Source organism: Ruegeria sp. BB7, from assembly GCF_056539365.1.
Genome location: NZ_JBQFUV010000001.1, coordinates 519,375 through 531,296, shown reverse-complemented (window position 1 = coordinate 531,296; position 11,922 = coordinate 519,375). Strand labels below are relative to the sequence as shown.

General features: G+C 55.9%; 13 protein-coding genes. 6 read left to right on the top strand and 7 right to left on the bottom strand.

Translation table 11 applies throughout. The features are described from left to right. Positions 1–4 precede the first annotated feature (4 nt). The 3 genes from glpX to ACR0D7_RS02620 form a co-directional block, all read right to left on the bottom strand. Positions 5–988, bottom strand: coding sequence for a class II fructose-bisphosphatase (gene glpX, locus ACR0D7_RS02630; RefSeq protein ID WP_170569256.1), 984 nt, complete (start codon positions 986–988; stop codon positions 5–7). Positions 989–1,057: 69 nt separating this feature from the next. Next, positions 1,058–2,344, bottom strand: coding sequence for a homoserine dehydrogenase (locus tag ACR0D7_RS02625; protein ID WP_170381599.1), 1,287 nt, complete (start codon positions 2,342–2,344; stop codon positions 1,058–1,060). Between the two features lie 128 nt (positions 2,345–2,472). Next, positions 2,473–2,721, bottom strand: a complete 249-nt coding sequence (locus ACR0D7_RS02620) for a hypothetical protein (RefSeq protein WP_480677613.1) — start codon at positions 2,719–2,721, stop codon at positions 2,473–2,475. 99 nt (positions 2,722–2,820) lie between these two features. Here ACR0D7_RS02620 and ACR0D7_RS02615 point away from each other — a divergent pair, with 99 nt between their 5' ends. Then, a complete protein-coding gene (locus ACR0D7_RS02615) occupies positions 2,821–3,408 on the top strand; it encodes a TetR/AcrR family transcriptional regulator (RefSeq protein WP_480677612.1) in 588 nt (195 codons plus the stop codon). Here the strand turns inward: ACR0D7_RS02615 and ACR0D7_RS02610 are convergent. Continuing rightward, positions 3,405–4,316, bottom strand: a complete 912-nt coding sequence (locus ACR0D7_RS02610; protein ID WP_480677611.1) for a pirin family protein — start codon at positions 4,314–4,316, stop codon at positions 3,405–3,407. The genes ACR0D7_RS02615 and ACR0D7_RS02610 overlap by 4 nt on opposite strands. A 147-nt stretch (positions 4,317–4,463) precedes the next feature. On the opposite strand from ACR0D7_RS02610, the gene ACR0D7_RS02605 reads away from it, so the two are divergent. Further along, a complete protein-coding gene (locus ACR0D7_RS02605) occupies positions 4,464–4,937 on the top strand; it encodes a hypothetical protein (protein WP_480677610.1) in 474 nt (157 codons plus the stop codon). Here ACR0D7_RS02605 and ACR0D7_RS02600 read toward each other — a convergent pair. Genes ACR0D7_RS02600 through ACR0D7_RS02590 form a run of 3 tightly spaced genes read right to left on the bottom strand, consistent with a single transcriptional unit; the run spans position 4,891 to position 7,532 of the window. Next, a complete protein-coding gene (locus ACR0D7_RS02600) occupies positions 4,891–5,499 on the bottom strand; it encodes a TadE/TadG family type IV pilus assembly protein (RefSeq protein ID WP_480677609.1) in 609 nt (202 codons plus the stop codon). The genes ACR0D7_RS02605 and ACR0D7_RS02600 overlap by 47 nt on opposite strands. 3 nt (positions 5,500–5,502) lie before the next feature. Next, on the bottom strand, positions 5,503–6,033 hold the full coding sequence (locus ACR0D7_RS02595; protein WP_480677608.1) for a TadE/TadG family type IV pilus assembly protein: 531 nt from the start codon (positions 6,031–6,033) through the stop codon (positions 5,503–5,505). Further along, on the bottom strand, positions 6,030–7,532 hold the full coding sequence (locus tag ACR0D7_RS02590; RefSeq protein ID WP_480677607.1) for a vWA domain-containing protein: 1,503 nt from the start codon (positions 7,530–7,532) through the stop codon (positions 6,030–6,032). The genes ACR0D7_RS02595 and ACR0D7_RS02590 overlap by 4 nt, the downstream gene beginning before the upstream one ends. On the opposite strand from ACR0D7_RS02590, the gene ACR0D7_RS02585 reads away from it, so the two are divergent. From ACR0D7_RS02585 to dnaG, 4 genes are all read left to right on the top strand, one after another. Then, positions 7,521–7,817, top strand: a complete 297-nt coding sequence (locus ACR0D7_RS02585; RefSeq protein WP_480677606.1) for a hypothetical protein — start codon at positions 7,521–7,523, stop codon at positions 7,815–7,817. The genes ACR0D7_RS02590 and ACR0D7_RS02585 overlap by 12 nt on opposite strands. 197 nt (positions 7,818–8,014) lie before the next feature. Next, positions 8,015–9,445 carry a Glu/Leu/Phe/Val family dehydrogenase gene (locus ACR0D7_RS02580; RefSeq protein ID WP_480677605.1) on the top strand — a complete coding sequence of 477 codons (1,431 nt, stop codon included), beginning with the start codon at positions 8,015–8,017 and terminating at the stop codon, positions 9,443–9,445. Positions 9,446–9,587: 142 nt separating this feature from the next. After that, positions 9,588–9,887 (top strand): hypothetical protein, encoded by a 300-nt coding sequence (locus ACR0D7_RS02575; protein ID WP_170381590.1) that lies wholly within the window; start codon positions 9,588–9,590, stop codon positions 9,885–9,887. A 79-nt stretch (positions 9,888–9,966) separates the two neighbouring features. Continuing rightward, positions 9,967–11,916, top strand: coding sequence for a DNA primase (dnaG, locus tag ACR0D7_RS02570; protein ID WP_480677604.1), 1,950 nt, complete (start codon positions 9,967–9,969; stop codon positions 11,914–11,916). Positions 11,917–11,922: the final 6 nt, after the last annotated feature.

Here is an 11,922-nt window from a genome sequence, read left to right as displayed (position 1 = left end):
GCCACTATGCTTCGTTATGCGGCCACATCGGCGTGCGGTATGACATGCGACGGACCGAGCCAGTTTTCGACCGCATCAGCAGTGTGGTGGTCTCTACCCAACCCGGTTCGCGCTTGATGCGCGGCAGCAGAGAACCACCGGTCACACCGGTCGCGGCGAAGATCACGTCAGCCGTCACCATCTCATCCCGCGAATAAATGCGATCCAGATCCGTGATACCCGCCTTTGCAGCACGGCCGCGTTCGTCATCGTTGCGGAACAGCAGGCGACCAAAGATTTGACCTCCCATGCACTTCAGCGCAGCAGCAGCCAGAACACCCTCAGGAGCACCACCCTGGCCCATATACATGTCGATGCCGGTTTCTTCGCTTTCCGCGCAGTGCATGACACCGGCCACGTCACCATCGGTGATCAAACGGATCGAGGCACCGGTTTCGCGCACTTCGGCGATCATTGCTTCGTGACGCGGGCGTTCCAGAATACAGACGGTTATGTCGGCAGGCTCACACCCCTTGGCTTTGGCCAGAGCTTCAACGCGTTCACGCGGGCTCATGTCCAGATTGACAACACCTTCTGGGAAGCCCGGACCGATGGCCAGCTTGTCCATGTAAACATCAGGCGCATGCAGCATCGAGCCGCGCGGGCCCATGGCGATCACGGTCAGCGCATTGGGCATGTCCTTGGCGGTCAGCGTGGTGCCTTCCAGCGGGTCCAGAGCAATGTCTACGCCGGGGCCAGCGCCAGTGCCGACTTCTTCGCCGATATACAACATCGGGGCTTCATCACGCTCGCCTTCACCGATGACCACGACGCCCGCAATGTCCAGCAGGTTCAACTGTTCGCGCATCGCGTTTACCGCCGCCTGGTCTGCGGCTTTCTCATCGCCGCGTCCGACCAGAGAGGCCGAAGCCAGTGCGGCCTGTTCTGCGACCCGTGCAAGGCCCAGAGACAGCAGTCGGTCGTTGAAATCTACTTTGGCAGCACTCATTTTCACTATCCTCAGGTCAGTATCGGCTTTCTAATCGGCATAGCCTGCGTTTCATGCGGGCCGCAAGGGTCAAACCTCTTCAATCCGCAATGCGACAGGTTCACCAGCCACTACGTCGGTTTCCCTGAATTTGTTTAGGGCAACGTCCAGCGTGGCGCGCGTGGTTTTGTGGGTGACGATCAGAACCGGCGCGGTACTTTCGGTGTGTCCGTATTGACGCATGCGGTCGATCGAAACGCCTGCATCGCCCAGAATGGCGGCCACTTTGGCCAGCGCGCCGGGTTTGTCGAACAGTGCGAGACGCAAATAGTACGGGGCAGGCAAGCCAGTCACAGCCGGTTTCGCATCCTGCAATGAGGTCGCCGGGCGGCCGAAGGTCGGGATTTGCAGGCCACGTGCCAGATCGCAGACGTCGCCCATCACGGCGCTGGCGGTCGGGCCTTCACCGGCACCGGGTCCACGCAGAACAACCTGCTCGACCGCGTCGCCCTCGATTACGACCATGTTGGTGCCGCCCTCTAGCTGGCCCAAAGGCGAACTGCTGGGCACCAGGCACGGCTGCATGCGTTGCTCCAAACCACGGGCCGAACGTTGTGCAACACCCAGCAGCTTGATGCGGTATCCCATGTCGTCGGCCTGATGAATGTCATCCAGGCTGATCTGCTGGATACCTTCGATCTGGATGCCATCAAAATTCGGCTTGGTACCAAACGCGATTGAGGACAGCAGCGCCAGTTTATGCGCCGCGTCGATCCCGCCCACGTCAAGGTTCGGGTCGGCCTCTAGGTATCCCAGTTGGGCGCACTCTTCGAACAGAGCGTTATAGCCCTTTTGCTGCGATTGCATGCGGGTGAGGATATAGTTGCAGGTGCCGTTCATCACGCCCATGACACGGGTGATTTCGTTCCCGGCCAACCCTTCGGTCAGGGACTTGATGACCGGGATACCGCCAGCGACAGCGGCTTCGAACCGGATCACCCGGCCTGCGGCTTCGGCCTTTTCTGCCAGCTCTTGACCGTGGATCGCCAGAAGGGCCTTGTTTGCGGTGACGACATCCTTGCCGGTGGCAAGCGCCGCCTCGACAGAGGCTTTCGCCGGGCCATTTTCGCCCCCGACCAGCTCGACAAATACGTCGATATCATCGCGTTTGGCCAGCTCGACAGGGTCAGCTTCCCAAGCATAGCCCGACAGGTTCACACCACGGTCCTTGTTCGCATCCCGTGCCGAGACAGCGACGATTTCAACCGGTCGTCCTGTGCGTGCTTCCAACATATCACCATGGCGGCGGATGATCTTCACGACACCCACGCCAACGGTTCCCAAGCCCGCAATTCCCAGCCGCAGCGCCTGTGTCATCCCGTGGGTTCCTTTCTGCTCGAAAATTCCGTGATATCGGGCCTGCCGCCCGTTCAGCGCTGCCTTAGCGGGTTCGGCGCTAGGGTGCAATGCGTTGCGGCCGGAGACGTGCCGGGAATCGCAGCCACTCAGTTGATTTCAGCGTTCTGCAACTCTTGTGACCTTTTCTCCAGCGCTTCACGTCGCGCGAGCAGTTCTTCTTCGACCTCGGCGGCCTCGTTTACGGGATCGGCCGGTGGGACCAGGTTTTCCTGCAGCGGGATAAGGGTGGGGTAGCGGGCTGATTTGAGCTCCGGCAGCTCGCGCCCTTCCAGTTCCGGAAAATCGGCGCACCCGGCACAGGCGAGTATCAGGATCAGCAAAGGCAGGGATTTCATGCGAAACACTTTCAAGGTCGACTGTATCTGTGATGCACATTTTGAAGCTTTGGTTCAAGCGGGGTTCTATTTGAACATGCGTTCAGATACTGTTGGAGGATGGCACGTACTCAAGGTTCACATTCCGATATCACTGGTCCACGTATCCGTAAGGCGGCGCTGGGCTTGTTTGCCCGCCATGGTTATGCGGCGGTGTCGATGCGCCAGATCGCGGCTGAGGTCGGGGTGCAGGCCGGGGCGCTGTACAACTACACGCCAGATAAGCAGAGTCTGCTGTTTCGTTTGATGAATGAACATATGCAGAATCTCTTGTCGGCTTATGGCGAATTGGGCCGACATGCGGACGCGTCAGAGGCTTTGCGCCAGTTTGTTGGGTTCCATATTCGCTTCCATTTGGAACGCCCGGACGAAGTGTTCATAGCCTATATGGAACTGCGCAATCTGACACCCGAGAATTTCGCTGACATCGAAGGCTTGCGCCGCAGCTACGAAAACGCGCTGGAGGCCATTCTGCGCCAAGGGCAGGAGGCTGGTCTGTTTGATATCACGGATACCAAGATCGCCACCCTGGCAGTCATTGCTATGCTGAACGGCGTGATGACCTGGTATCGTGCTGGCGGGCGTTTATCGCTGGATGAGGTCGAGCGGATTTATTGGGACATGGTACGCAAATCGGTGTCCACCTAATGCGCCGGGTTGATGAAGGTGCCATTGCGCAGTTCACGAAAGGCCTGCTCTAGCTCAGCCTGGGTGTTCATGACGATGGGACCGTGCCAAGCCACAGGTTCGGCAATCGGTGCGCCCGAGATCAATAGAAAGCGTACGCCTTCGGGGCCTGCCTGAACCGTGACCTCATCCCCGGTACCAAATCGGATGAGCGTCCGATTGCCCGACAAATCGCGGATATTGACCTCCTCTCCGGCCACTTCCTTTTCCAACAGAACGCCAGTGGGTTGCGAAGCGTCCGCAAAAGCAGCCTGACCTTCGAACACATAGGCAAAGGCGCGAAGGTGGGTGTCGATCCGAAAGGTTTTTCTGACGCCTGCCGGGATTTGGATGTCCAGGTATTGTGGGTCGGCGGCAATACCGTCGACGGGGCCGGTTCTGCCCCAGAACTCACCTACAATCACGCGAACGGTGGTGCCGTCATCATCAGTTATTTCAGGAATTTCGGTGCTTTTCACATCCTGATAGCGTGGCGCGGTCATCTTCTGAGCCGAGGGCAGGTTGCCCCACAGTTGGAAGCCATGCATTTGGCCCAGTTGATTTCCGGTCGGCATCTCTTGGTGCAAAATGCCGGACCCGGCGGTCATCCATTGTACATCGCCAGCGCCCAAAGTTCCGCTATTGCCCAGAGAATCTGAATGCTCGACGGTGCCTGCCAGCACATAGGTGATCGTTTCGATCCCGCGATGGGGGTGCCAGGGGAACCCGGCTTGATAATCCTGTGGGCGATCATTGCGGAAATCGTCAAACAACAGGAACGGATCGAGTTCCGACGGGTCCTGAAACCCGAACGCGCGGTGCAGTTTGACGCCTGCGCCTTCCATTGTAGGCACGGCTTTTCGCGTCTCTAAAGTCGGTCGCAAAGACATGTTGATCTCCTGAAGCTACAGGCAGCATGTATGCATGGTGCAGGTTGCGTCAATCAGCAGAAAAGAACGCTGAATGTGCGGAAATATGCCCCTCTGTCATTTGTGGACCAAAGCCGTTAAACCCAAGGGAAAACATCAGGGGATCACATGCAACAAGATGTACTGGCCACTATTCGGCCATCACCTGCCAGACGTTGGCTGGGCGTGGGGATGCTAAGCATCGTTGGCATGCTGGTATTGTTTGTTGCCTTCGCGCAACCTCCGGAACCTATGTGGCAGGTCTTTTTGCTGGCGGTCGGTGGCGCAGCCTTCTGGCTTGCGCAGCGAATGTGGAAGGCAACGAGTGACTCGATTGAGCTGACCCAGACCGAGCTCAGAACGGGGGCAGGGCTGCTTATTGCGAAGGTTAAGGATATCGAGGCCGTTGATCGCGGGGTCTTTGCATTCAAGCCATCAAATGGATTTCTGCTGAAGACCAAGGAAAGCGGTGAAAACAGCTGGGCACCGGGTCTGTGGTGGCGGCTAGGCCGCCGGGTGGGCGTCGGCGGCATGACCACAGCCGCCGAAACCAAACTTATGTCACAGGTGCTGTCTGCGCTAATGGCGTCTGACAGGGGGTAGAGGAATCCGGGCCATCAAGGTCGGTGACGAAACGTGGCCGCGTGAATACGAAGTTGTCAAAAGTGAAGTTATCTTCAATCCAACCGGTTTTCAGCACTGGATCGTAGTCATTGGAGGTTTCAACAACGATCAGGGTGTTCTGGTCGGCCATTGGCGGCAGGCGTTGCACCAACTGGTCAATGTTGTCTTGGGACCAGCTACCGTCAAATCCGCAGCCTGACGTCCATTTGATTTCGTGAATATTACCTTCTTCTTTGTACTTGACCAACGTGGCGCGCAATCTCATTGGTGAGTTGTTGTTTGTCATCCGTTGCATCAGAAGGTGCATCGAAACGATATACTCGTCAGTGATCCCCACTGCCTCGCGTGAGATCAGGTCGCTCACAGTGTAGGCCGCTTTGACGTTGGCCGCACTTTGGCGGAACCCGTCAAAGTAAGTATAGGCCATGGTGATGGTCCATACGAAAAAAGGAAGAACCAGAACGGCTTCGAGGGTCAAGGAACCTTTTTCACCGCGTGCTGATGATCTAAAAAATTGGCGGATATTGGATAGTAGAGACATTGTTTAAGGCTCCTGAACGAAAGCTGTCGTGGCTGTCAGGGCGATCAGTTCGTCCTCACCGACCAGTGCGCGACCCATGTTCGAGGATGGAAAGATAGGATCTACCTTTGCGCAGGCGCGAAGGATCATCAGCGCATTTGGCGGGCCGTTTTCGAATGCGGTGACGGGCTGAACTTCTTCTGACCTATCTACGCAGGTTGGTTCGATGGGAAGGTTCACGCCAGTATACGCGCTTTGCTCGATCATCTCCAAAAGCAGGTTATTGCTGCAATCGTCGATGATCGTTGCATTCGCACAAATTGCATCTTTGATACTGTCATGGGTCATGGTCTCGCCAGTGCTAAGGCGAATATCACGCACGGTGATGTCCACGGCACGCTCCAGCATCGCCTGCTTGATCGTAACCAGCGAATATTCAACCGCGCTGAGGATCAAGAACAAAAACAAAGGGAAGATGATGACGAATTCAACCGTCAGTGATCCTTCCTCGGACTTCCTGAACCGAAACAGTTTTTTCAGAGTTTTCAAGGTCATTGTGTCAGCCTCAAAGTCTTGATCGACGCCGCGATCGATTCAAATGCCTCTTCCAGAGACAAGTTATTTCCCCCCAGAGATCCATCGGAATTAACCGCGTAAACGTGGCTTTGCGGCGTGCTTGCGCAGCCTCGGATGGTTTCAAGTCCTACAGCCGGCGCTTCGAAGGCGATACCAAAGACAACAACACCGCTATCTTTGATGGCGCCGCAAATACTTTGCGTCCGTTCGTTTTTCACACTTCTGTCAATTGTATTGTAAGTACTCGCGACCCACTGGTTTTCGCGATCGCGAGGCAAATCATAGTTGAAACGGGCGTTCCACCTAAGCGATGTCAAATTGAACAATTCTGGGAAGGTCAGTTGGGTCGCCGTTCCCGGTTCCGAGCTTAGCTCTCCATATGGGTGTGAATTGCCGTCCGTGTTTTGAAAGGTCCAAGAGAATTCGTCTGGATCAGTAGCCCTCAGAGCGCTGAATTCACCTGTCGAGTTGAAGTCCGGATTGTACCATACACCCGAGTTCCCTGTGCGATACCTGTCTCTCAGTCTAAACTGCTCAGTGTTTTGGCCATCAGTCATGACGATCATGACCTTCAGTACGTCGCCGTCATAGTTCAGTGGGCGTTCTTTGAATTTTGCAGGCACGACCTTATCGGCTGGTACTGTGTCATCGGTTGCCAATGTCTCAATAATTGGCCGGAATTGCGGGTCCAGCAAAGCAGCACCCCACTTTACCCCTGTATCAATCGAAGTGTTTCCATCCGGGGTCAAAGCGTCAATCGCATCATGCAACTGGGCCACATTGTCGGTGACTGCAGTAATCTCACTGCCTGTGCGGGTGGGGCAGACAGGGAAACGGATCGGGTTTCTGCTGACTGACCAGATATCAAAATGCGCAGTTCTGTCGAGAGTATCGTCGGGGCTCAAAGCAGCATTTGAAAATTGGCTCGCTGGGAAATTGACGCAATGAGAATAGTTGTGCTCAGACGAAACGTTGGGAAACTGATCCAGGATCGCTGCGCCAGCGTTTACCTGCGTTGCATAGGGAACGATCGAGATCGAAACATCACTTGCGTCATTCTGTTCGTACATCAAGGTCACGAACCTTTTTGCAGCGTCCCTGAGAACTTGAATCTTGGTTTTCCCGTCCTCTGCGGATGGCCGCCTCATCGAACCTGACATGTCCAGGATCATCGAAATCTCAACGGATTCGACGGATTCTTCCGCCGAACTGGTTGCAATGGCGTTTAGCGTATCCACACCGGAAAACCGCATGAAGTGGGTTGGGACAACCACTAATGCCTCGGCTGTCACTCTTCTGGAGCCAAGCCCAATTTCAACAACAGGGTCCGCGACGAGCGAACCTCTCACATTTGATTTTTCCAGATAATCCGCAACCACCTGAGCCGGTGGAAGCTCCTGTTCAAGGTCCGCAGCCGCAAGGACTGCTCGATCCAGCGCAGCTTGCAGGTTGGCCCGGTCGCGTTCATGATTCATCATGTCGACGCCTATACCGGTGGTCGCGAGGATTACGATGAAACCAAGCAGCACAAAAAGTGTGAATACGGCGCCGTCCTCGTCCTTTGCGAACCGGCGCGCAAATGGCGTCTTTTGACGAAAAACTCCAACGCCACCGCGATTTGCGCGCTTTATCATCTTGCGGACCTCTCTGGGCAGACATCAAAGCTGCCAAGGAAAAATGAACTATCAGAAAATAACGTCGAAACGTGGCGGGAATTGGGCGAAAATGTCACCGAGTTGACTGGTTTGCTGGCAAATGCGTGATAATTCGTGAGCTTTGATTGCTTCTGTCATTGCATGCCGGACAATTTGGACAGGCAGCTTGGATTTGGCGACTCGGGGAATGTTGTGGAAAAATTCTCAGCATTTTTTGGTTTTATTTCTGCTTAATTATTGATCGTCTAGCCATTGGGTGCGACAAACTGTCGGAACGCATGTCGTTCGTTGGTACGGAGGATTAAATGACGGCCATAAAAGAACCCAGCTTTCGCGAGAGTGTAGACCTAATGTTCAACAGGGCGGCATCCCTGATGGACTTGCCTCCGGGGCTGGAGGAGAAAATCCGTGTTTGTAACGCCACGTACACAGTGAGATTTGGCGTGCGTCTGAGAGGAGAGATCCACACCTTCACCGGGTACCGTTCAGTTCACTCTGAGCATATGGAGCCGGTAAAGGGCGGTATCCGCTACGCTCTGGCTGTGAACCAGGATGAGGTCGAGGCGCTGGCAGCGCTGATGACTTACAAGTGTGCGCTGGTTGAAACGCCATTTGGCGGTTCCAAGGGTGGGTTGTGCATTGATCCCCGGAAATATGAAGAGCATGAGCTGGAACAGATTACCCGCCGCTTTGCATATGAATTGGCCAAGCGAGACCTGATCAACCCATCTCAGAACGTACCCGCGCCGGATATGGGCACGGGTGAGCGTGAGATGGCCTGGATTGCGGATCAATATGCGCGGATGAATACGACGGATATCAACTCGCGCGCGTGTGTGACTGGTAAGCCGTTGAATGCGGGCGGGATCGCCGGGCGGGTTGAGGCAACCGGGCGTGGAATTCAATACGCTCTGCGTGAGTTTTTCCGTCATCCCGAGGACGTGCAGAAGGCGGGCTTGTCGGGCAAGCTGGACGGTAAGCGGGTCGTCGTTCAGGGCCTCGGCAACGTGGGCTATCATGCCGCGAAGTTCCTGAGCGAAGAGGATGGCTCCAAGATTGTCGGCATCATCGAATGGGATGGTGCGCTTTATAACCCCGATGGGATCGACGTTGAATCGGTTCGTCAATGGATCGTGAAGCATGGCGGTGTCAAAGGCTATCCGGATGCCACGCATTCGGTCGAAGGGGTAGAGGTTCTTGAGGCCGAGTGCGATATTCTGGTTCCGGCGGCGCTTGAAGGTGTCATCAACCTGACCAACGCAGAGCGGATTAAGGCACCTTTGATCATTGAGGCCGCGAACGGCCCGGTGACGGCGGGTGCGGATCAAATCTTGCGCAAGAAAGGCACTGTGATCATCCCGGACATGTATGCGAATGCTGGTGGTGTGACGGTGTCTTACTTTGAGTGGGTCAAGAACCTCAGCCATATCCGCTTTGGCCGGATGCAGCGCCGTCAGGAAGAATCACGGCACGAGCTGATCGTCAGCGAACTTGAGCGGCTGGACCGTTATTTGGGCGATGCTTGGTCGATGTCACCTGACTTTAAGGCCAAGTACCTCAAAGGGGCGGATGAACTGGAACTGGTTCGATCTGGTCTCGATGACACGATGCGCATCGCCTACCAGTCAATGCGCGAGGTATGGCACAGCCGCGAAGATGTCGAGGACTTGCGAACCGCAGCCTATATCGTCGCCATTGATCGCGTCTCGAAAAGTTATCGCGCCAAGGGGCTTTGATCCTTCGGGGGCGGTCGGATCAATTTCTGATCGCCCCTTTTGCCATGCGACAATTGTTGGCCGTGTTGGTCGAAAAGGGTGATAGCAGGCGTCGCTTTTGCCCGCTAATCTTCTGCGAAAGAAATGATTCCGGGAGTCCCCCATGTTACGTACCGCCTTTGCGGCCATTCTTCTGCTGGCCACACCACTGGCTGCTGAAGAAACCAAAGAACAAAGTTGCCAGTATCAGGCCGAAGTTGTTGCGGCGATCCAAAAAGCACGTTTGGATCGGGTCAAGGAGCGAGACGTACCGCAGGCGGTTGCTGATACAAGCCCGGCATGGCCTGAAAACTATAACGCTGCCATCCCTTTGATCACACCCTGGGTGTACGAGCAAAAGATGCGCGACGTGCGCAAAAAGGATTTGGGAGCGGCCTGGTTGGAGCTGTGCTTACAGCAATAATCCACAGGTCAGCATTTCTCTGTGGACAACCGCGCGCCTTCCCCTTGGCGCGCGTTTTCATTTCTGGCAGGTTTGACCAATGTCACTGCCCCCCGGTTTCCTTGATGAACTGCGCACCCGGCTGAGTCTTTCTCAGGTTGTCGGTCGCAAAGTCATGTGGGATCAGCGGAAGTCCAACCAGGGCAAAGGCGACATGTGGGCCCCGTGCCCGTTTCATCATGAAAAGACGGCCTCATTCCACGTAGATGACCAGAAGGGATTCTATTACTGTTTTGGCTGCCATGCCAAAGGCGACGCGATCAGCTTTGTGAAAGAGACCGAGAATGTCTCGTTCATCGAAGCTGTTGAGATTCTGGCGCGCGAGGCTGGTATGCCGATGCCTGCGCGCGACCCCAAGGCGCAAGAAAAACAAGATCGCCGCTCGCAACTGGCCGAAGTGATGGAGCAGGCAACGCAGTTCTTCCGGTTGCAACTCAAGACTGGGGCAGGAGCGGCGGCACGTGATTATCTGGTGCGCCGCGGACTGGATGCGCAGGCGCTGGAGCGGTGGGAAATCGGTTTTGCCCCTGATGGCTGGCAGGCGCTGTGGGATCATTTGCGTGGCAAGAACGTAGCCGAGGACCTGATCCTTGGGGCAGGGCTGGCCAAGCCCTCGAACAAGGGTAAAAAACCCTATGATACATTCCGAAACCGGATCATGTACCCGATCCGTGACCCGCGTGGCCGCTGTATCGCCTTTGGCGGTCGGGCGATGGACCCGAATGACAATGCCAAATACCTGAACTCTCCCGAGACTGAATTGTTCGACAAGGGACGCAGTCTTTATAATCACGGCCCTGCACGTCAGGCGGCAGGGAAGGGGCTGCCTCTAATCGTGGCCGAAGGCTATATGGACGTGATCGCGCTGGCTGAGGCTGGATTTGGCGCGTCCGTTGCACCCTTGGGAACAGCGATCACCGAAAACCAGTTGCAACTGTTGTGGCGCATCTCAGACGAGCCAATCATAGCTCTGGATGGTGACACGGCGGGGTTGCGAGCGGCCATGCGGGCCGTTGATCTGGCTTTGCCATTGTTGGAGGCCGGAAAGTCATTGCGTTTTGCGCTCATGCCAGAAGGCAAGGATCCGGACGATCTGCTGCGCGCCGAAGGGGCAGGCGCCGTTCAGGCTGTGTTGGACGGTGCCATTCCTATGGTCAAATTGCTGTGGCAGCGTGAGACCGAAGGCAAGGTGTTCGACAGTCCCGAACGTAAGGCAGCGCTCGACAAGGTGCTGCGGGACAAGATCAAGCTTATCCGTGACCCCTCGATCCGCTCGCATTACGGGCAGGAAATCAAGGATCTGCGCTGGCAGTTGTTCCGTCCGCAGCGACAGCCGCAAAATCGGCCGTGGCAGCCTCGCGGGAAATGGCAGCAGCAGAAGCAACCGGCGACGGTAGGCGCGCGGTCTTCGTTTTTGGCCTCATCCGAAAATGCCGAGATTCAGTTGCGTGAAGCGGCCATTCTGGCCATCGCAGCGCTAAACCCACAAGTGGTCATCCAATTCGAACACCAGTTGGAAGAAATGGAGTGCCGCGATCCCGATCATGCAGCCCTGCGCCAAGCCATCTTGCGCCACGCGATTGATGATCCCGACAACCTAAAAGACCACATTGCTGAAAGTTTGGGGCCGACAGCCCTTGAAAACCTGCTGGCCCTTCGCCATGTCGCAGTCATCCCCTGTGTGTATAAACCGGGCGACGTCGAAAAGGCCGAGATGACACTGGCCGAGGAACTCGCAAAGATCAAAGCGCTCCGGGGGTTGGATGCCGAGATTGCTGAAGCTGCGGAGGAACTGTCCGATCTGGCCGATGAGGCGCTGACATATCGGCTGGCTCAGGCCGCCGAAGAGCGTAACCGCACAAGCCGTAGCCAGAATGAAGACAGGGCCGTTTTCGACGTTGCCGATAACGGCGCGCGAATCAACCGCGACGAGAAAGACGCGTTTCAGGCAATCATGTCAGGTATCAATTTTGAACGAAAACGCCGGTAAATTGGT